General features: G+C 64.3%; 15 protein-coding genes. 10 read left to right on the top strand and 5 right to left on the bottom strand.

Going from position 1 to position 21,558, the window contains the following annotated elements; genetic code table 11:
• Positions 1–491: 491 nt before the first annotated feature.
• Positions 492–1,640, bottom strand: coding sequence for an LLM class flavin-dependent oxidoreductase (locus tag AC1DRD_RS00970; protein WP_478032860.1), 1,149 nt, complete (start codon positions 1,638–1,640; stop codon positions 492–494).
• A gap of 290 nt (positions 1,641–1,930) precedes the next feature.
• On the opposite strand from AC1DRD_RS00970, the gene AC1DRD_RS00965 reads away from it, so the two are divergent.
• Complete coding sequence (locus AC1DRD_RS00965; protein ID WP_478039647.1) at positions 1,931–2,590, top strand: TetR/AcrR family transcriptional regulator; 660 nt, start codon at positions 1,931–1,933, stop codon at positions 2,588–2,590.
• Between the two features lie 23 nt (positions 2,591–2,613).
• On the opposite strand, the gene AC1DRD_RS00960 is transcribed toward AC1DRD_RS00965, so the two are convergent.
• From AC1DRD_RS00960 to AC1DRD_RS00950, 3 genes are read right to left on the bottom strand one after another with little or no spacing between them, the layout of a single operon-like run.
• The gene (locus AC1DRD_RS00960) at positions 2,614–3,360 is read right to left on the bottom strand and encodes an SDR family NAD(P)-dependent oxidoreductase (protein WP_478039645.1); all 747 of its coding nucleotides are present in this window, start codon (positions 3,358–3,360) and stop codon (positions 2,614–2,616) included.
• A gap of 44 nt (positions 3,361–3,404) precedes the next feature.
• A complete protein-coding gene (gene ribB / locus AC1DRD_RS00955; protein ID WP_478032864.1) occupies positions 3,405–4,553 on the bottom strand; it encodes a 3,4-dihydroxy-2-butanone-4-phosphate synthase in 1,149 nt (382 codons plus the stop codon).
• Positions 4,554–4,578: 25 nt separating this feature from the next.
• Positions 4,579–6,252, bottom strand: a complete 1,674-nt coding sequence (locus AC1DRD_RS00950; protein WP_478039644.1) for a class I adenylate-forming enzyme family protein — start codon at positions 6,250–6,252, stop codon at positions 4,579–4,581.
• A gap of 169 nt (positions 6,253–6,421) precedes the next feature.
• Between AC1DRD_RS00950 and AC1DRD_RS00945 the strand changes: the two genes are divergently transcribed.
• The 9 genes from AC1DRD_RS00945 (at position 6,422) to AC1DRD_RS00905 (ending at position 16,424) form a co-directional block, all read left to right on the top strand.
• On the top strand, positions 6,422–7,528 hold the full coding sequence (locus tag AC1DRD_RS00945; RefSeq protein ID WP_478039642.1) for an LLM class flavin-dependent oxidoreductase: 1,107 nt from the start codon (positions 6,422–6,424) through the stop codon (positions 7,526–7,528).
• 63 nt (positions 7,529–7,591) lie between these two features.
• The gene (locus AC1DRD_RS00940) at positions 7,592–8,449 is read left to right on the top strand and encodes a crotonase/enoyl-CoA hydratase family protein (RefSeq protein ID WP_478039640.1); all 858 of its coding nucleotides are present in this window, start codon (positions 7,592–7,594) and stop codon (positions 8,447–8,449) included.
• A gap of 1 nt (position 8,450) precedes the next feature.
• Positions 8,451–9,401, top strand: a complete 951-nt coding sequence (locus AC1DRD_RS00935) for an SMP-30/gluconolactonase/LRE family protein (protein WP_478039638.1) — start codon at positions 8,451–8,453, stop codon at positions 9,399–9,401.
• Positions 9,402–9,481: 80 nt separating this feature from the next.
• Positions 9,482–10,096 (top strand): TetR/AcrR family transcriptional regulator, encoded by a 615-nt coding sequence (locus tag AC1DRD_RS00930; RefSeq protein ID WP_478039636.1) that lies wholly within the window; start codon positions 9,482–9,484, stop codon positions 10,094–10,096.
• 220 nt (positions 10,097–10,316) lie between these two features.
• Positions 10,317–11,399: a zinc-binding dehydrogenase gene (locus AC1DRD_RS00925; RefSeq protein ID WP_478039634.1), complete on the top strand. Its 1,083-nt coding sequence runs from the start codon at positions 10,317–10,319 to the stop codon at positions 11,397–11,399.
• Positions 11,400–11,421: 22 nt separating this feature from the next.
• On the top strand, positions 11,422–12,681 hold the full coding sequence (locus tag AC1DRD_RS00920) for a cytochrome P450 (RefSeq protein ID WP_478039632.1): 1,260 nt from the start codon (positions 11,422–11,424) through the stop codon (positions 12,679–12,681).
• Positions 12,682–12,684: 3 nt separating this feature from the next.
• Positions 12,685–13,455: an enoyl-CoA hydratase-related protein gene (locus AC1DRD_RS00915; RefSeq protein ID WP_478039631.1), complete on the top strand. Its 771-nt coding sequence runs from the start codon at positions 12,685–12,687 to the stop codon at positions 13,453–13,455.
• A complete protein-coding gene (locus AC1DRD_RS00910) occupies positions 13,440–13,964 on the top strand; it encodes a flavin reductase family protein (RefSeq protein ID WP_478039629.1) in 525 nt (174 codons plus the stop codon). The genes AC1DRD_RS00915 and AC1DRD_RS00910 overlap by 16 nt, the downstream gene beginning before the upstream one ends.
• 276 nt (positions 13,965–14,240) lie before the next feature.
• The gene (locus tag AC1DRD_RS00905) at positions 14,241–16,424 is read left to right on the top strand and encodes a calcium-binding protein (protein WP_478039627.1); all 2,184 of its coding nucleotides are present in this window, start codon (positions 14,241–14,243) and stop codon (positions 16,422–16,424) included.
• Between the two features lie 126 nt (positions 16,425–16,550).
• On the opposite strand, the gene AC1DRD_RS00900 is transcribed toward AC1DRD_RS00905, so the two are convergent.
• Positions 16,551–21,362 carry a beta strand repeat-containing protein gene (locus tag AC1DRD_RS00900; RefSeq protein ID WP_478039626.1) on the bottom strand — a complete coding sequence of 1,604 codons (4,812 nt, stop codon included), beginning with the start codon at positions 21,360–21,362 and terminating at the stop codon, positions 16,551–16,553.
• Positions 21,363–21,558: the final 196 nt, after the last annotated feature.

Below are 21,558 nucleotides of genomic sequence, written 5' to 3'. Positions count from 1 at the left end.
GGGGTTTTTGCCAGATCGGCGAAGCGCGATTGGGCCGCCGAGGCGAAAGCAAGTCGAAATGGCGGGCCGGATGACCCGGCACGGCCTCGACGCTTCAACTGCATCCTGCATGTCCTCTCCTGCCCGCAGCGCGGAATCTGGCGACGTTGGATCATCGACGGCGCCTTTAGCGCTCTTGGACGCTAGCCTAATCATAATTAGGCTAGCGCTGCAACAACTTTGTAGTTCGCCATGTATTTTCGGAGCAAAGGCGCGTAGACTTACCGCCGATAGCCGTCTCATAGACGCACTAACTAGTTGAACTATCGTATATTTCTTTTCAGATTTGGATCGGCGAGGCTACGCCAGAGCGCATTACGATGCGCGTCCATGGCCAGTCCGTCTCGACGATTTGCGTTGAAAACAGCTATTAGCCTGACGCTATGCTGCGCATCGGACGAGCGCGGGTTAAAAAAGCGGAGCGCACCCCAGGGTGCGCTCCGCATCAGGCGTTAGGCAGCGACGCGCGCTGCCGATTGATCGGCGGTCGAGCCGGGCAAGCTGATCCGCGGGGCAACTTCGCGCGCCGCCAGTTCCAGCGAATGGAACCAGGGCGAGGGGTCGTCGTAATAATCGTGGCTTTCGATCTGTAGCGTGCCCCAGCCGCCGACTTCAGCGAACAGGGTATTGATCTTGTCCACGACGGTGTCGGGCGAGCCGACCACGAACACGTGATCCACCAGGAATTCGAGATCGGCCTTGAGCGGATCGATCCCTGCGTCCTTGGCGAAGCCATCCATCATGCCGAAACGGCGCCAGATCGGGATGAGATATTTGTTGAAGCAATAGCCGATCGGCCCTTCCATCACTTCCTTCTTCGCCTCGGCATCGGTGTCGCCGACAAAGACTGTCTGCGATACGGCGTGGCGCTGGCGGTTGGGCGTGAACCCCGCCTTGATATTGGCTTCCGCGTAAATGTCCCAGTGGCGCTTGAGCGCCTCCTTGCCGGAAAAGATCGAGACCGGCTTGAAATTCTTCTCCCCCGCGAGCCGCATCGACGGCGAATTCGCGCTGAAACCGGTGACCGCGAACTCCGGAAACGAACCGCCCCAGGGCGCATAATTGGCGAGCTTATGCTGCTCGTCCTCCTCGGTCAGCGCCACCTCTTCCTCGGGGAATCCGGCATCCCAATATTTGCCCTCATAAAAGAAGGGCTCGCGCTTCCAGATCTTTTCCATGATCTCAAGCGATTCGCGCACCATCTCGTTGAGATGTTCGGTCTTCTGATCCTCGCCGCGGATACCATGCATGTAGGAAGCCAGCGGATACGCGCCGGCGCCGATCCCCATGAAATAGCGGCCTTCGAGGATCTGCGACAGCCAGCCGACCATCATCGCCAGCTTGGTCGGGTTATGGTGGGGCAGGATATGCGCCATTGGTGCGAACTTGATATTCTTGGTCTGCAGTGCGGCGGCCGCGATGATCAGCTCGGGATTGGGAATGTTTTCCCAGATCTGCGAGGCGTGCTCGGAGATCATCATCGAATCGAAGCCGGCCTTGTCGCTCGCGATCGAACTTTGCACACCCCATTCGAACGTCTGCCGCGCGGTCCGGCCGGGCCGCATATAGGGGTGGAAGATCAGTCCAGTTTCCATTGCCATAATCGCTCTCCTTGGGGGCCGTTTCAGGGGCGTCACAGGGGGCCCACGCCGGTCGTTCCGCCCGCGTTGGAGAGGATGATGTCGCAGCCGCCAAATTAAGTCAACCGTTTGAACGATTGTCCGGTGCCAGGCATCACAAATGAACCGCGCGTTGGGCACGCCGCGTCGCGCCCTCCTCCGAGATTTTATCGTTCAGCCCTATTTTGATCCGCGCGCCCGGGAATCGACAACGGTGACGCCCACGCGTAGAATCAATGTAATCTAAAACACGTGTCTCAAGGAAGCCGAGCTTGACCGACCTCGCCGACCCTGTCGTCCAGGATAGCCCTGAGATCGACGGCAAGACCCGCATGATCCTCGTCGCTGAGGCGCTGTTCGCCGAGGGCGGGATCAACGGCGTTTCGATGCGCGAGATCGCGTCGAAAGCGGGGCAAGGGAATCATTTCGCCGTCCAATATCATTTCGGATCGCGCGAAGGGCTGGTCGAGGCGATCTTCGACTATCGCATGGAGCAGATGGAACCGATTCGCGCCCGGATGCTTGCGGCGGCCGAAGCGAAGGGCCGCCTGGTGGACGCGCGCACGCTGCTGGACATGGTCTATCTTCCGCAGCTCGAACTGCCGGATGGCGAAGGCCATCATTCCTATGCCGGCTTTCTCAGCCAATATCTGATGCGCAGCCGCTCGCACCGCTTTGGCGACTTCGGCGGCGCATCGCATCCGCATCTCGCGCGGATTTTCGACCTGCTGCGCGCGCGCCTCTCGTATCTGCCCGAGGATGTCGCGCAGCGCCGCCTCGTCACGGCGAGTTTCATGTTCCTCGCGATCCTCGCGCGGTACGAGACGTTCGAGACGCGCGCACCGGGCGAGGAGAGTTTCGAGGCGGCGCTTGACGACACGATCGACCAGATCGTCGCCTGCGTCTGCGCGCCGCTGCGTCTGCGCGATTAACTTCCGGCAAGGCCGCCCGCGAATTATTGCGCGAGCATGCCCGCATCGACGAGGTGCTCAGAACCAGTGATGTACGACGATTCGTCGGATGCCAGGAACAGCACGAGGTTCGACACTTCCTGCGGATCGGCGATCCGGCCGAGCGGAATCAGCGACAACGCATCGCCGCCTTCCTCATCAGTCGCCTCGACCATCATCGGCGTCTGGATGAATCCCGGATGGACCGAGTTCACGCGGATGTTGTGCGGGCCGTATTCGATCGCCGTCGCCTTGGTCATGCCGCGCACCGCGAACTTGCTGGCGACATAGGCCAGGCTCGGAAAGCCGTAATTGGCGGCGATCCCGGCGATCGACGAGATGTTGACGATCGATCCGTGGCCGGCCTTCAACATCGACGGCAGCACTGCGCGCATGCCGTAGAACACCGAATGCTGGTTGATCGCGCAAACCGCGAGATAATCCTTCTCGGTGAGATCGGCGGTGCGCGCCATCGCGCCGAGGATGCCGGCATTGTTGACCAGCACATCGACCGGGCCGAACGTGGCTTCGGCCTGTTGGACGACGACCTCCCATTGCGCGAAATCGGTCGCGTCCTGCTCGATGAAGAGCGCGTTTTCGCCGAGTTCCTGCTGCAATGCGCGTCCGGCGTCGGCGCGCAAATCGGTCATCACCACTTTGGCGCCTTCGCGCACGAACGTGCGGGCATGCGATTCGCCCATGCCACGCGCGGCGCCGGTGACGATTGCGACCTTGCCCGATAGTCTGCCCATCTGATCTCTCCTCGTGATTATCGTTGTCGAAACTGGTGTCGCGGTCACGCGCCGCCGACCGCCGCGACGGATCGTGCGCCGGCCGTCACCCGTTCGTCGGGAATCGGTTGACGCCCGACCACGCTGAGGCCGAACCCTTCAAGCGCGGTCAATTTGTCGTTGCTGGAGGTGAGCAGGACCATCTCCTGCACCCCGAGATCGCGCAGGATCTGCGCACCAACGCCGTAATCCCGGATCGCATGCGTTTCGTGATAGGCGCGGCGCCCGCCGTTGACACGCGCCGCGATCGACGTCGGATCGGGATCCTGGACGAACACCGCCACTGCCGGCCCGTCATGAGCCGCGATCGCTGACAGCGCGCGCGGCACATAGTCGCGCCGCGCCAGCGACCAACCGAGCAGATCGGCGGTCAGATCGACCTGGTGGACGCGCACCAATGTCGGTTGGCCGGCATGGATGTTGCCGCGCACGAGCGCGATATGTTCGCCGCCATCGATGCTGTTGCGATAGACATGGATCGTGAAATCGTTGCCGTAGACGGAGTCGAACGGCGCGGTCGCGACTTCGGTTACGATCCGCTCGGACCGTCGCCGATAGGCGATGAGGTCGGCGATCGTGCCGATCTTGAGGCCATGTTGCTGCCCGAACTGGATCAGCTCGGGCAGCCGCGCCATCGTGCCGTCGTCGTTCATCACTTCGCAGATCACGCCCGCGGGATTGAGCCCGGCGAGCCGCGAGATATCGACCGCCGCCTCGGTATGGCCGGCGCGGACGAGAACGCCTCCTTCCCTCGCCACGAGCGGAAAGACGTGGCCCGGCGAGACGATATCGCGCCTGCTTTTGGTCGGATCGATCGCGACCGCGACGGTATGGGCGCGATCCTGCGCGGAAATCCCTGTCGTCACGCCTTCCCGCGCCTCGATCGAGACGGTGAAGGCCGTGCCGTGTCCGGACTGGTTGTTGGCCGTCATCGGCGGCAACTCGAGTTTCCCGGCTCGCGCCTCGGTGATTGCCAGACAGATCAGCCCGCGCGCATGGCGCGCCATGAAGTTGATCTGGCTCGGTGTCGCGAACTGCGCGGGGATGATGATGTCGCCTTCGTTCTCGCGGTCATCCGCATCGACGAGAATGTACGGCAGGCCATCGCGGGCATCCTCGAGAATGGCCTCGATCGTCGAAATGTCGGCGTTCATTGATTGCGCTCCCCATAAAGCCGGGTCATGCCGCGGCGCCCGCCGCCAGCAGCCGCTCGGCACGATCCTTGAGCAGGTTTTTCTGCACCTTGCCGGTACCGGTCTTGGGCAATTCGGCGGTGTCGATGAACCAGATGTCGCGCGGCATCTTGTAGCCTGGCAGACGCTCAGCGAGGTACGCGGTGATCTCGGCCACGCTGGGCGCAACCGGGTCGGCAGAGACCAGCCAGGCGCAGCCGCACTCGCCATAGCGATCATCGGGCATGCCGATGACATAGGCTTCGCGGATCGCCGAATGCGTGGTGATGACTTCCTCGACCTCCTTGGGAGAGACGAGTTCGCCGCGGCTCTTGAACAGCTCCCTGATCCGGCCGGTAAGCAGCAGATTGCCGTCGTCGCGGAAGTAACCGAGGTCGCCGGTGCGGAGCCAGCCGCCCTCGGCGAACAACGCTGCGGTATCCGCCGGCCGATCGAGATAGCCCAGGCTGTTCATCGGCCCGCGCGTCCAGATCTCCCCCGGCGTCCCCGACGGGCTGTCCGCGCCACTCACCGGATCGACGATACGGAATTCGGCGATGTCGCCGCCCCGCTCCGCTATGCCCGCCACGCCGCCCTTCACGATGATACCTTGCGTCGTCGCGACAACCTCCAGATCGTCGCCGGGCTGCGTGCAAATGATCGTCGCCGTTGCCTCGGTCTGGCCATAGCTGGTGAAGATTTCACCACAGCCGAACACGTCCTGGATACGCTGCCAGACCCAGCTCGGCGTCGGTGCGGCGGCACTGTGGATGGACGTCAGCGAGCTAAGGTCGAACTTTTCCCTTTCGGCGATCTCGAGCATCGCGACAGTCATCGTCGGCACGCCCATCAGATATGTCGCGCGGTGCCGACCTATCCCCGTCAATATGGCGCGCGGGTCGAAGCGCGGCAGCGGTACGATCGAGCCCCCGACGACGATGCCCGACAACAGGCCGACGACGAGACCGAAGCCGTGATAGAGCGGCAATGAGAAGATCGCGCGACGCCCGTCCTCGAACGCCTGATGATGGGCGCCGGCATAAGCGGCGCGGAGCAGATTGTCATGCGTCAACATGACGCCCTTGGGGCTGCCCGTCGTCCCCGACGTGTACATGATCACCGCCGGAAAGCGCTCGGCGTCGACGGGCCCCGCAGGCTGGATCGTCGTCACGGCATCGATCGCCGCGACGAGATCGGAGCTTGCCGGGGTTTCGGGATCATAGAACAGCAGATCGACGCCAGCAGGCAGGATCGTCGGTATCTCCTTGGCGTAATCGCGCTTGAGAAACCCGGTCATCGCGATGAGCAATCGCGGCGCCGACTGGGCAAGCACGAACCCGAGCTCTTCCGGCCGGTACAGCGTGTTCAACGGCACCGCGGTAGCCTCTGCGCGCCAGATGCCGAACAGCAATGCCACGGTGACCGGATAATTGGCCATCAGCATCGCGACCCGGTCACCCGGCTTGATGCCGCGGTTCCGTAACATCTGCGCGATGCGCGTGGCCGCGGCATCGACCTCGGCATAGCTCATGACACTGTCGTCGGTGATGACGAGCGGGCGGTCGGCAAATTCCGAGGCTGCCCTGGCGAGATATCGGTCGAGCGACATCGGCACCCACGCGGGATGTCGGCGCTCCATGCTGGCGCGGCGTTCGTCGACGCTGGCTATCGCCGATTCCATCAAGCCTCTCCGTCCTCAACCTAATGCATATTATTCTGCCCTAGCTGCTCGCTGGTCAAGAGCTTCGGCAGCAACTACACATAAAATCAACGCTTGCACGAAAGGGGCTTGCGTTCCTAACCTAATGACCATTAGGCTAGCTCGACAATATGAGCAAGGGATTAGGACGATGGACGTCGGGCTTGGCCTCACCTTCCAGAATTTGCGCGACAAGCTGTCCGACAAGGAAGTCTATCGCCACCAGCTGAAGATGGCTGTCGACACCGAGTCGCTCGGCTTCGACTCAGTGTGGACACCGGAGCATCATTTCACCAATTACAACATGACGCCCAACGTGCCGCAGTTCCTGTCGTTCGTCGCCGGCCAGACCAAGCGCATCAAACTTGGCACCACGGTGTGCGTGCTGCCGTGGCAGGATCCGGTGCGCACCGCAGAGAACTTCATCCTGCTCGACTATTTCTCCGAGGGTCGGGCGGTACTAGGTATCGGCCGCGGACTTGGCGCTTCCGAATTCGCGGGCTTCAACGTGCCGATGGGCGAATCGCGCGGCCGCTTCACCGAATATGCCGAAGCCGTGCTGACCGCGCTCGAAACCGGCATAATGGAATATGACGGCAAGTATCTGCGGCAGCCGCGCGTCGAGCTCCGCCCTCGCCCTTATGAAAGCTTCCGTGGCCGCACCTTCGCGTCGGCAATCTCACCGGAATCGGTCAATCTGATGGCCAAGCTCGACGTCGGATTGATGGTCATCGCACAGAAGCCGTGGGACAAGGTGGCGGAGGATCTGGAGAGCTATCGTCAGCTGTTCCTGAAACAGAACGGGGCGCCCGCGCCGAAACCGGTCTTCGCGGTGTTCATCGCCGTGCACGAGGATCCCGCGGTCGCGCAGGAGATGCGCGACCAGCACATCCAGGCCTATACCCGATCGACCTCGGACTTCTACCAGTTCGCCAATGCCGGGTTCGCCAATATCGAGGGCTATGAATATTATGGCGGACTGGCCAAGAATATCGCCAAGCACGGGTTGCACAAGTTCAACGGCTTCCTGGCAGATCTGCAAGTCTGGGGGACGCCCGACGAGGTAGCCGAGAAACTCGCGACGATGGTCGAGGAGTTCGATATCGGCAGCTTCATCACCTATTTCCAATATGGCGAAATGCCGCAGGAAATGGGTCGCGCGAACTATGAGTTGTTCGCCAGGAAGGTGCTCCCGAAACTCAAGGACATCGACACGAGCGCGCCGCGCATGGTCGACAGGGCGCATTCCGTCGTGTGACGGGGAAATGATCGTGACGCGCGGCGCTCGAGACTGCTCGCACGATGGGACGAGGAAGCAGCAATGGTGAGCGACGACCGCTACACATTCATCCGCTACGAACTCGCCGACGGGCGAGCGCGGATCACGCTGAACAGGCCCGACAAGCGTAATGCGCTGAACGAGGAATTGCTCACTGAACTCCACGACGCCTTGTGGGAGGCCGACGAGGATAATCGCGTGCACTGCGTGATCCTTGCCGCCGCCGGCCCGGATTTCTCGTCGGGCTACGACCTGCAGCGGTACGACCGCCCGGTCGCGCTTCAGGTGGAGCATCGCCGCGGTCGAGCGAAGTTCGACGACGACGCCTGGCATCAGGAACGCCTGCAGCGCCTGCGCATGGCCTTGTTCGACATGCACAAGCCGGTCATCGCCCAGGTTCAGGGCCGGTGTCTCGCCGGTGGAACCGACCTCGCCTTGCTGTGTGACATGATCATCTGCGCCGATGACGCGAGCTTCGGCTTCCCGCCGGCGCGTTCGCAAGGCTCGCTGCCAAGCAACATGTGGCTGTACATGGTCGGCCCGCAATGGGCCAAGCGCCTGCTGCTCACCGGCGATCTGATCGGCGGGCGCGACGCGGCGACGATCGGGCTGGTGCTGAAAGCTGTCCCTGGCGATCAGCTTGTCGCCGAAGTCGAGGCATTGGCCGACCGGCTCGCGTTGATCGACGCCGATCTGCTCAGTGCGAACAAGCGCATCGTCAATATCGGGCTCGAATTGATGGGCGCGCGCACGCTGCAGCGGATGGCGGCGGAAATGGATGCGCGCGGGCATCTCGCCGACAGCCGTTCGGCGTTCAATCGCACGGTGCGCGAACAGGGTCTCAAGGAAGCGGTGAAACAGCGCGACGCGCCGTTCGGTACCGGACGCGTGGAACTATAGAATGGAGAGCGGGATGGAGATGGAAGGACCGGGCTGGCGCTGCCTGTGGGAGGCGAAGGCGACCTTGGGCGAGAGCACGCTTTACGATCCGCGTGATGGCCGCGTCTATTGGGTCGATGTCGAAAACCCGAGCGTCAACTGGATCGACATCGAGACCGAGGAAAAGGGCCGGTGGATTCCGCCGATGTGGATTTCGGCGCTCGGTCTTCGGGGCAAGGGCGGCTTCATCGCATCGACGCGCGACGGGCTGGCCTATGTCGACCCGGCAACCGAGACGTTCGAGCTGTTCGCCGATCCACGCCCGAACAGCGAGATCGCACGACTGAATGACGGTGTCGTCGATCACAAGGGACGATATTGGACGGGCAGCTGCGACGTCACCCAGTTCGAGGACAGCACGACGTCCGAGAACAAGGAAGACAGCGTCCGCGATTTCGACAAGCGCAGCACCGGCGAGCTCTATCGGATCGACCCGGACGGCACGATCGCCACGATGGAGCGCAACGTCGTGACGGCCAACGGTCCCGCATTCAGCCCGGACGGCAAGACCATCTATTTCAACGATTCGCTCCCCCGCGTCACCTGGGCCTATGATCTGGCCGAGGATGGATCGATCTCCAATCGCCGCGACTGGCTGAAATATGGCGAAAACGACGGCTTTCCCGATGGCATGGCAGTCGATGTCGAAGGCGGTATCTGGATTGCCTTTTACGAGAGCTGGATGCTTCGGCGCTATTCGCCGGACGCCGAGTTGCTGGAGGAACGCAGGCTACCTGTTCGCCAGGGGCTGCGGCCCGCTTTTGGCGGCGCCAACATGGAGCGGCTATTCCTGACTTCAGCCGCCAATGCGCTGAGCGAGGAGGCGAAGGCGCAGCAGCCGCTCGCCGGCAGTCTGTTCGAAATTCTCGATCCGCTGGTCAGGGGCATGCCCAATGTCGCCTTCGCCGGCTGAAACCCTATCGGGCCCTCGGCAAGGCACCGGCGGGAAACGCCATGGAGCCGAGATGCCGCGCACTTTCTTTTGCGCGCGCGATGCGCGATGCGAGGGTTATGGAAGACACAACGTCACGATCCCGCATTCTCGATGCCACGGCCGATCTGCTGCGTACCCGCGGCCTGCAGGGAACGAAACTATCGGAAGTGGCCAAGCGAGCCGGCATGCTGGCACCCAGCCTTTATCACCATTTCGACTCCAAGGATCAGTTGATCGAGGAAGTGTTGGTAGAGGGCTGCCATCGCAACACCCGCTACATCGTAACCCAGGTAGAAGTGCTGGGATCGTCGGCGTCGCCGACCGCGCGTCTCGAAGCAGCCATTACGGCGCACCTGACGTTTCTCCTGACCGGCGATCAATATTCGTCCGCGGTATCGCGGGTATTTCAGGACTTGCCGGACGACATGAAGCGCCGCGTTCTCGCCGCTTACGCCGGGTTCGACAATTACTGGCGCGACCTGATCTTGGCCGCACGCCAGAGCGGCGTGGCACGGAGCGAGCTCGACCCGACCGTCGCGCGCAAGTTTCTCATCAACATGCTCGATTCCACGGCGGAATGGTATCGACCCGGCCATCTGGAAATTCCGGAGATCGCTCGTCAGGCGTGTCATCTGTTCCTGCACGGTTTCCTCCAGCCGGAATCGGATCGCTAAACGCACCGGCAAGCGCGTTTCCCGTTGGGATAGCGCAGCCGCCTGGTTCATCGCAGACCGGACAATGCCGCGGCCTAGCCGGCGACGGCGAATGTCGCCGCGCCGCACGGCGGGCAGAACCGCGACAGCACCACATGCCGCGAACGCCGGTGCGCACGACGCGGGCCGGACAGCCGGCCTCGCGCATCGGCACCGGGAAGCATCACAGGAGGACATCGTCATGGTAACCGGTCGGGCAACGGTGCTGGTCGAGCCCAATCGCATCGAGACATGGGACGTTGCGATTGCCGACCCGGAACCGGGCGGTGCGCTGGTCCGCGTGGTGATCGGGGGGGTGTGCGGCAGCGACGTGCACATCGCGACGGGCGAAGTCGGGGTGATGCCCTTTCCGATCATTCTCGGTCACGAAGGTGTGGGCAGGATCGAAAAACTCGGGCCGGGCGTCACGACCGATTATGCCGGCGTTCCGGTCCAAACCGGCGACCTCGTCTATTGGGCGCCGATCGCGCTGTGTCACCGTTGCCATTCCTGCACGGTGCTCGAAGAGACGCCATGCGAGAATTCGCAATATTTCGAGCACGCCGAAAAGCCCAATTGGGGCAGCTATGCCGACTTTGCGTGGCTCCCCAACGGACTGGCCTTTTTTCGCCTGCCGGACGGCGCAGACCCTTACGCAATTGCGGCTTTGGGCTGCGCGCTACCGACGGTGCTGCGCGGGTTGGACCGCTGCGGACAGATCCAGGTCAACGACACGGTCGTGGTGCAGGGCGCCGGCCCCGTCGGGCTCTCCGCCGTATTGGTCGCCGCTGTCGCCGGCGCGCGCGAGATCATCGTCATCGACGGTGTCGAGCAGCGGCTCGAGGTCGCCAAGTCGCTCGGCGCCACCGCGACCATATCGTTGCGGGACTCGCCCGAAGAACGGCTGCGCAAGGTACGCGATATTGCCGGGCACAATGGCCCCAACGTCGTGATCGAGGCGGCGGGGTTTCTGCCGGCATTCCCCGAAGGCGTCGATCTCACCGGCAATCACGCGCGCTACATCATCCTGGGTTTGTGGGGCGCGATCGGCACGCAACCGATCAGCCCGCGCGATCTGTCGACCAAGAACCTGACGATCGGCGGCGCGAGCTTTCCCAAACCCAAGAACTATCACGGCGCGATGCATCTCGCTGCCCGCCTGCAGGATCGCTTTCCCCTGGCCGATCTGATCAGCCACCGCTTCGCGATCGGCGATGCCGCCAAGGCGCTCGACGCGGTCAAGAAGGGCGAGGTGATCAAAGCAATTATCGATCCGACACTCTGACCATCATTAGAGAGGATTTCTTATGGCCGACGCAGACCCCCATATCGGGCGCCACCGCACACCGAAGCCTGCCCATGTTCCGGATCATCTAGTCCGCGATATCGACATGTATGCGCCCGACGGGATCGAGAATGGGTATCACGAGGCGTGGCGCGCGCTGCAGCGCCCGGACGTCCCAGAGCTCGTCTGGACGCCATTTACCGGCGGGCATTGGGTCGCAACGCGCGGCGAACTGATCAAGGAAATCTATACCGACCCGACGCGCTTCTCGAGCGAGGTGATTTTCCTGCCCAAGGAAGCCGGCGAGAAGTATCTGATGGTGCCGACGCGGATGGATCCGCCCGAGCACACCCCCTATCGCAAGACGCTCGACAGGGGTCTGAACCTTGCCCAGATGCGCCGCGTCGAGGATGAAGTCCGGGCAATCTCGATCGAACTGATCGAAGGGCTGGTGGCAAAAGGCGGCTGCGAATTCTCGACGGAATATGCGCGCATCTTTCCCGTTCGGGTGTTCATGGCATTGTGCGATCTGCCGATGTCGGACGCGGCGATGCTGACGCGGTTCGCCGAAGACATGACGCGGCCGCCGGGCGCGACGCCAGAAGAGATGGCAGCAGCGCTGGAGGCCGCCCAGGCGGGCTTCGACAATTATGTCGAACCGATCGTCAACGCTCGTCGCGGCGGCGAGGGAAATGACCTGATCACGGTCATGGTCAACAACGATATCAACGGCGAGCCGATCAGCCATGAGCGTGCGATCGGCCTGATCTCGCTCTTGCTGCTCGGCGGACTGGACACGGTCGTCAATTTTCTCAGCTTCATGATGTTTCACCTCGCCAAGCACCCGGAAATCGTCGCCGACCTGCGCAGCGATCCTTTGGTACTCCAACGCGGTGTCGAGGAGATGTTCCGGCGCTTCCCGGTGATCGCTGAAGCCCGGATGGTGGCAAAAGATCAGGTCTATCGCGGCGTCGAACTGAAGCGCGGCGACATGATCCTGATCCCGACCGCGATGCACGGGCTCGACGAAAGCGAGAATGCCGACGCGATGGAATTGGACATCCGCCGCAAGCGGCCGTCGCATATGACTTTCGGGGGCGGTCCGCACCGCTGCGCCGGCATGCATCTGGCGCGCATGGAGGCGATCGTGACCTTGCAGGAATGGCTGTCACGCATTCCCGATTTTCATGTCAAACCGGGGACCAGCCCCAATTTCAGGTCGGGCATCATCGCCGCTGTCGACGACGTTCAGCTCGAATGGCCGGTCACGGCCGGGCACTGACCATTGACCGAGGTCCAGTTCCATCGCGACGGACGCGTGGCGCATGTGCGGCTCAACCGTCCGGATCAGCTCAATTCGCTGACCAGCGCGATGGACGATCTGTTGTCGGACGCCTGGACAACGATCAATGCCGACCCGGGCATCTGGTGCGCGATCCTGTCGGCGGAAGGCGAACGCGCGTTTTCGATCGGCGCGGATCTTTCGGAAGGAATCGATCGGCCGCGGCGGATGGCGCTGGGTGGTGGCCTGACGGGGATAGGTGGCCCGCTCGTCACCCTGAAAAAGCCGTTGATCGCAGCCGTCCAGGGCTTTTGCGTCGGGGGTGGGTTCGAGCTCGCGATGTGCGCCGATATCATCGTGGCGGCGGACAATGCACAGTTCGGCCTTCCCGAGACCAAGGTCGGCGTCATCGGTGAATGCGGGGTCGTGCACCGCGTCGTACGCCAATTACCGCATCATATCGCGATGGCGATGATCCTGACGGGAGAACGCATATCGGCGCAAGCCGCCGCCCAATTCGGTCTCGTCAACGAGATCGTACCTCTTGCGGATCTGGCCGACGCAGCCGCGCGCTGGGCGAATAAAATCAACGCGGCATCTCCGCTCGCCAACCAGGCGGCGAAGGCCGCAGCGCTTTCCCGGCTCGGTCATCCGCTCGACGTCGCGCTGGCAACGCGGTTCGAACCGATCGAGCTTTACGCCGACAGCCTTGACAAGCGCGAAGCCGAAACGGCCGCCAAAGAACGAAGGAAGCCATTGTGGACCGGACAGTGAAGCTTGAGCAGCCCATCGACGGTGCGACGTTCCGGCGCGTGCTGGGCCATTATCCGACCGGGGTCTGTGTCGTTACAGCGATCGAACCCGAAGGGACGCCCGCGGCGATGGTGGTCGGTTCCTTCACCTCCGTTTCGCTCGACCCGCCCCTTGTCGCGTTCTTTCCGGATCGCGGTTCGACCAGTTGGCCGCGGATCGCGCGGGCGGGTCGATTCTGCGTCAACGTCCTGGGCAGTCACCAGCAAGATCTCTGCCGCCGCTTTGCCGCCAAGGGTGACGACAAATTCCAAGGCTTCCATTACCGGCTATCCACGAACGGATCGCCGATCTTTGACGAGGTCGTCGCTTGGATCGATTGCACGGTCGATGCCGTTCATGAGGCGGGCGATCACTTCATCGTTCTTGGCCATGTGCGCGAACTCGACATCGTTCGCGCCGATCAGCCACTGCTCTTCTTTCGTGGAAAGTACGGCAACTTCGCGCCGCTGATCGACACCCCGTCCTGTTGAAGTTGGGTCGGGCTGCAGATGTCGAGAGCTGGACCAGCTAACTTGTTGATCGCAAAAATCCCCAAGGAGTGACGCCCCGCCGAGTTGGCCGAGCGCCAGTCGCTCGCCGGCCGGCTTCGCCCTCAAGGGGCGGACTTAATCGTTGCGCGGCCTCGATCCACGACGGTCCATCGCGATAATCTCACCGATTATCAGCATGATGTTGGCTTAACCACGCTTCCGTGCAGCATTGCGACTTGATCGAGGTTAACCTCGTGAAACAGCAGGGGATTCGCCATGCCAAGCCTGTATATCTCGCCTGCCGGATCTGGGGACAAAAGCGGCAGCGACATCAACAACGCAGCTTCGATCGGTTCGCTCAACACGCTGATCGGAAAGGCGGGGCCGGGGGGCGAGGTGCTGCTGCTGGCCGACCAGGGCGACTACAACGTTACCGGTATCCTCGGCATCACCCGCGGCGGGGCGGAGGGCCAGCCCGTGGTCGTGCGCGGCATCGATTCCGACGGCAATGCGATGGCCGCGCATTTCACCGGTTCGCGCCCGGCCGACTGGCAGGCGGGAGATGCCTCCGGCAACGAGCTGTTCAAACTCGGCACGGGCGCGGACAATCTTGAATTCCGCGACCTGCGGATCGACAATGTCGGCACGGCCTTCCGCGCCACCGCCGATCTCAGCAATCTCCATATCGAGGATGTCGACGCGAACAACGTCCGCCGCTTCTTCGAGGATTATTCCAGCGCGCCATCGGGTACCGCGACGGTCACCGGGCTAACGATCCGCGACGTCGACGTGCAGGGATTCTCCAAGGCCGCGATCCGCCTCCAGTACGATACCAATAACGTGGTGATCGACAACGTCACGGCGGACATGGCCGGGCAAACCGGCGACGACCTGCCCGAAGGCGTCCATCTCGACGGCACCGTCCACAACGTCACGCTCAGCCAGGTGGTGATGGAGAATGTCCAAAGCACCGCCGGCGCCTATTTCAACGGCGACGGCTTCGCGAGCGAGCGCGGTGTCTATGACGTGCGCTTCATCGACACGGTCGCGCGCGGCAACAGCGACGGCGGCTACGATCTCAAGTCGAATGACACCGTGCTTGTCCGCGCGCTCAGCGAAGAGAATGGCCGCAACTACCGGCTCTGGGGCGAGGCGACGCTGATCGACTCGGTCGGCCTGAATCCGGTGCTGCGCGGCGGCATCTCCGAGCAGAACCAGCTCTGGCTCGACGACGCCGCCAACGTCACCGTGATCGGCGGACACTTTGACGACGCCGGATCGCGCACCAAGGTGATCTCCTCCCTGGGGCACCTCACCTTGCAGGACGTCGAGATCACCCGGTCCGAACTCTCGACGCTCGCCACCAGCGATTCGCTCGCCGGCCTCAGCGGCGCGGAGACGATCCGCGAAACACTGACCGTCGATCAGGGCAGCGCGTCGCCTGGCGCGACCGACTATATCGCGCTGCTGCCCCTGCCCGCCACGGCCACGGCGGACGCGCTGCTCGGCACCGCCGGCGACGACATCTTCCTTGTCGACAACACCGGCGACCGGATCACCGAAGCCGCCGACGCGGGGTTCGACCGGGTCGAGACGACGCTCGACAACTACACGCTCCCCGGCAATGTTGAGGAACTGATCCGCCGCGGCGCCGCCGATTTCACCGGCAATGGCAACGCGCTCGCCAACACGATGATCGGTGGCGCGGGCAGCGATACGCTGGGAGGGCTTGCCGCCAATGACGCCATTGCCGGCAATTCGGGCGACGATTCGCTCGCGGGCGGCAATGGCGAGGATCTGCTCCAGGGCCAGGCAGGTGCCGACATGCTGCTCGGCGGCTGGCAGTCGGACTGGCTCGATGGCGGCACGGGGGCCGATCGGCTGCTCGGCGACCAGGAATGGCTGAGCAGCCAGGGCGCCAACGACCGGCTCGACGGCGGAGACGATGCCGACCTGCTGATCGGCGATGCGACCAATATCTATGACAGCGGCAAAGGGGGCAGCGACCGGCTGACCGGCGGCGCGGGCGACGACATCCTGATCGGCGATGGTGACGTGATGACGGATAGCGCCAAGGGTGGCGCTGACACGCTGGACGGCGGCGACGGCAATGACTGGCTCTATGGCGACGGTCGGGAGTCGGCCGCGACGGTGACCGGCGGCGCCGACAAGCTCTATGGCGGTGACGGCGCCGATCACCTGACAGGAGGCGGCGGCAACGACCTGCTCGAGGGTGGCGCGGGCGCTGACTGGTTCGTGTTCGCGCCCGATTCCGGCGCCGACGAGATCACCGACTTTACCCCGGGCGCGGACCATATCGATCTCAGCGCCTTCGACATTGCCTATGAGCAACTCGGTTTCGCCACGAGCGCGGGCGGCGTTCGCATTTCCATGGGCACCGACAGCATATTCGTCCGCGGCGCGCAGGAGCTTTCCCCCAACGATTTCGTCTTCGGCTGAGGTCCCCTCAAGGGAAAGAGCGCTTAGAGCATCGCGCGGAAAAGTGGGTACCGGTTTTCCGCAAAGAGCGATGCGACAACAAATAACTAGAGCGGAGTGCGTGATTCAGAAATCACGCACTCCGCTCTAGCCGAAGACGAAGTCCGCATGATCGAGCGCGGTGACGCCGCGCACGAAGATAGTATCGCTGCCGCCCAGCTGGATCGTCACCCCCGCGCTGCTCGTGGTGAAACGCAGCGCCTCATAGGCGATGTCGAAGGCGCTGAGGTCGATATGGTCGGCCTCGGCCCCGCCGCGGATGAAGTCGGTGATCTCATCGGCGCCGGAGCCGGGGGCGAAAACGAAGCGGTCAGCGCCCGCGCCGCCGGTCAGCTTGTCCGCCCCGCCCCGCGCGCCAGCCGCCATGTTCACGGCGTCGCCGTACAGCACGTCGTTGCCGAGCCCGCCGATCAGCGTGTCAGCACCGCCGACCCCGCTCGCCGTCATGTTCATTCCGTCGCCGATCAATATGTCGTCGCCGTCGCCGCCGTCGAGCGTGTCCCTGGCGGCGAGCGACGAGACCCAATCGGTATCCCCGATCAGAAGATCGTTGCCCGCGCCCCCATATAACCGGTCGGTCTGCTGCCCGCCGTACAGCGTATCGTCACCATCATCGCCGTAGAGAATATCCTCGTTCTTGCCGCCATCGAGCCGGTCGGTGCCGACGCCTCCCCGTAGCGTATCGTTGCCGTCGTCGCCGGAGAGCGCGTCGTCGCCGTCGCCGCCAGTCAGCACATTGGCACCGGCGCTGCCCAGCAGCACATCACCGAAGGCCGAGCCCTGCGCGTTCTCGATACTGACCAAGCTGTCGCCCATGGCATCGCCGCCGCTCCCGGTCTGGGTACGCAGATTGACCAACACGCCGCCGAGCGAGCCGGTATAATCCACGGTGTCCGATCCCGTGCCGCCGTCGAGCAGATCGCCGCCCGCCCCGCCACGCAGCATGTCAGCGCCGTCTCCGCCGGAGAGCCGATCCTCGCCACCGCCGCCAACGATGAAATTGTCGAGCGCATTGCCGGTCATCGTCGCGCCGATCGTCCCGGTATAGACCAGCTCCTCGATATTGGCGCCGAGCGTGTAGCTGGTCGCGGCGGTGCGGATGCGATCGCGCCCCTCTCCCGCCGCCTCGATCACCTGATCGCCAGCCTCATAGACGATATAGAGGTCGTTGCCGGTGCCGCCGCGCATCACGTCGTTGCCGCTGCCGCCATCGAGCTGATCGTCACCTGACCCGCCGACCAGCAGATCGTCGCCACCCCGCCCATAGAGGATATCACCGAGCAGCGGATCATCGCTACCGGTGATGCTGTCGGAATAGTTGGAGCCGATCACGGTCTCGATGCCAACCAGCCGGTCTCCCTCGGCCTCACCGCCGTGATTGACGTTGGTGGCAAGGTTCACATTGATCGCAGCCGACTTGGTATAATCGACCTGATCGCGGCCCGCCCCGCCGTCGAGCAGATCCGCGCCCGCGCCGCCGACCAGCTTGTCGTCGCCGTCGAGCCCGTAGAGAGTATCGTCCGATGCCTTGCCGTAGAGACTGTTATCGAGCGCATTGCCGGTGCCGGTAAAGCCGCCACTGCCGCTATAGCTGAGATCCTCGACGCCATCGGCGAGCGTCAGCGAAGACAGGCTCGTACGCACGATGTCGAGCCCACCGCCGACCGCTTCGATCACCTGGTCGCCGGCATTGTCGACGACATAGGAATCATCGCCGGTGCCGCCGATCATCAGGTCCGCGCCCGCGCCGCCGTCCAGCGTGTCGTTGCCCGCGCCGCCCTCGAGCCGGTTGGCGTTCGCGTCGCCCGTCAGCGTGTCGGCGAAGGCGCTCCCCGCCAGGCCCTCGATCCCGGAGAGACTGTCGCCCTGCGCATCGCCGCCCGACAGGATATTGGTCGCCAGATTGATCTTCACGCCCGCAGCGCTGCCTGTATAGACCGCGATATCGAAGCCGCCGGCACCGTCCAGCCGGTCACCCCCGGCGCCGCCGGCCAGAATCTGGTCCGCGCCGTCGCCGACGATCGTATCGGCGAAGCCGGTACCGATGAAACGCTCGATCCCGTCGAACCGGTCGCCCTCCGCTTCGCCGCCGCTGCTCGCGCCGGTCTGGAGGTTGATCGAGATGGCACTCGCATTGGCACTATAGTCGACCGTATCGATACCGGCCCCGCCGATCAGCATATCGGCGCCCGCACCGCCCTGGAGCAGATCGTCACCGCCGTGCCCGTCGAGCCGGTCCGCGCCCGCGCCGCCGTACAACGCCTCGGCAGCATCCACGCCGGCCAGTGAATCGTCGAAGGCCGAGCCGACCAGCGCCTCGATGCTGGTCAACCGATCGCCCGCCGCATCGCCGGTGCCGCCCTGCACCGACAAAGCAAGATCGACCTGCACTGCCGCCGCCGAGCCCGAATAGTCGGCAGTATCGAAGCCATCGCGCCCATTGATCAGGTCCGCGCCCTTGCCGCCGACCAGCCGGTTGTCGCCTGCATCGCCGTTCAGCACATCGTCGAAGGCCGAGCCGATCAGGCCCTCGATCGCGATCAGGCTTACCCCGTCCGACGCCGCGCCCGCCGCAAGGTCCGCCGTCACTGCGCTTGCGCGGGTCGAAAAGTCGGCGATATCGACACCCGCTCCACCGTCGAGCCGGTCCGCCCCGCCATTGCCGATCAACCGGTCGTCACCGGCGGCGCCCGACAGCGCATTGGCCGCGCCGTCGCCGACCAGCACATCGCCAAAACCGCCGCCGACCAGATTCTCGATTCCCGTCAGCACATCGCCCTGGGCATCGCCGCCGCTGCCGGTGCCGCCCAGCACCGCGTTCACCGCTGCGCCGCTCGTCGAGTAATCGGCCGTGTCTATCCCGGCGCCGCCAGTCAGCCGGTCCGCACCGGCGCCGCCGACCAGCACGTTGTCGAAGCCGTCGCCGGTCAGCACATCGCCAAAGCCCGAGCCAATCAGCCGCTCGACCCCCTGGAGCCGGTCGCCCTGGGCATCGCCGCCAATCCCGGTGCCGGCGACAAGGTCGACCGTTACCGCGCCGCCGCTGCCCGAATAATCCGCACTGTCGAACCCAGCGCCGCCGATCAGCGTGTCGGCGCCTGCGCCGCCAACCAGCAGATCGTCACCGCCGCGCCCGTCGATCCGGTCGTCGCCCGCGCCGCCGCCGATCGAGTCCGCGCCGTCATTGCCCGACAGCGTATCGGCAAAGCGCGAGCCGAGCACCGCTTCGATCCCGATCAGCCGATCGCCCGCCGCCTCACCGCCGCTTGCCGCACCATTGGCGAGATCGACGACCACCGCGGCGCCGCTGCTGCCATAGTCCACCCAATCGAACCCCGCGCCCCCGTCGAGCAGGTCCGCGCCCGTACCGCCGTCCAGCATGTCATCGCCGGCACCGCCCGAAAGCACATCGTCACCCACGCCGCCGAACAACCGGTTCGCGCCCGCGTCGCCCGCAAGGACATCGGCGAGGGCCGAGCCTTCGACCCCCTCAAACCCGTCGAACAGGTCGCCCTCGGCATCCCCGCCGCTCGCGGTGAGGCGCAGCAAGTCGATCCGCACCCCGGCGGCGCTGCCGGCATAGCTGAGCAGGTCTTGCCCCGCGCCGCCGACCATGATGTCCCGCCCCGCGCCGCCTTCGACATGGTCGTCGCCGGCGTCGCCGACCAGCATGTCGCGCCCGTCTCCCCCCGCCAGCGTATCGGCCGCGGCCGTGCCCACCAGCAGGTCGTCGCCCGCGGTGCCCGCCGCCACCGCGACGCGTTGCCCGGTCAGGGTCAGCACCGATCCGGTGCCACGCTGCGACTGGATCGTGCCCGGCCCGGTGACGAGTCCGAAATCCTCGACCACCAGCCTGCCGTTCCTCTCCGCCAGGTTGAACAGCTTCGGTGATCCGGGGTCGGAAAAGAGCGCGCCATGGATCGTCGCACTCGCGCCTTCGGCCAACCAGATATGCTCGCGATTGCCGCCCGCCAGCGGCGCACCCCCGTCGAGACTGACGATATTGCTCAGCTGCGCGCCGGTGCCCCACAGCCGGATGTTGCGGCCGTTGCCCGAGACGATCGCGCCGTCGACGACGATGTTATCGCTCTTCAAGTCGAGCCCGCCATCGCTGTTGCCCGTGGCGATGACGTCGTGCAGCGTGATGTCATAGGTGCCGCGCTCGGTCGCGAAGCCGTCGCCGTTGCGATAGTCGTTCACCGTGTCGAGCGCGTTGCGCATGGCGACACGATCGATCGTCACGTCGTGCGCGGTGCCGGTGATGTGGACGCCGATCGCGAAATTGTCGCCGTCCTGGAACTGGCTATCGCCGCGCACATCCTCGATCAGCACGTCATTGCTGTCATACTGGATGCGGATCGCGCCCTTGGAATAGCCGTTCACCGCGACGTCGCGGATCGTCAACCCGGTGATCGTCGCGCTGGCACTGGCCCCCGAAACCATGTCGTCAAAGAAGCGGGCGACGTTGGCGGCGTCGACATGCTCGATCGCCAGGTTGTGCACATCCGCACCGACGCGAAAGGCCGTGCCGACATTCTGGAACGTCAGATCGGTGAAGCGCAGATTGTCCGCGCCGTTCAGCAGCCGGAATATTTCCTCGCCCGGAGGGTTGGCCGGGTCGAAGGGCTCGGGTCGCGTGCCGGTGACCGTCGCCGCCATCGCATTGCCCGCACTATCGACCCCGCGGATCGTCACCGGTGCGCTCGCCGTCCCGCCCGCGACGATCGCCAACGCGTCGGACGGCGCGATATAGGCTCCCTGGTCGGCGAGCAGCAGCACCTGCCCGCCCGGTCCGGCCGCCGCGATAAGTCGCGGCAGATCCTTCAGCGTCGCGGCGTTCGCGGCGCTTGAGCCGTCGCCCGAACCGCTGCCGGTCGGTGAGATGTACAGGGTAGGCAAGGCAAGACTCCCGTCATAAGCCCAAAACGCACCCCCCAAATCCGATCGCCTGCACAGTGCCACCCCGGCGTCGCGCGTCTGTTCGAAGCTCACGCCGCACGCGCTTGGGGGAAGCTGACCCGTCTTGTCGCACCAGACAGCCCGCGACGGCGCCCGGGTCAACCATATGCTGCGTCCGCGAAAGCCGAATCGCCCC

It is taken from the genome of Sphingomonas sp. P4_G2 (assembly GCF_056401155.1).
The sequence above is the reverse complement of the archived record's forward strand: the minus strand, read 5'-3'. Positions and strand labels throughout refer to the sequence as shown.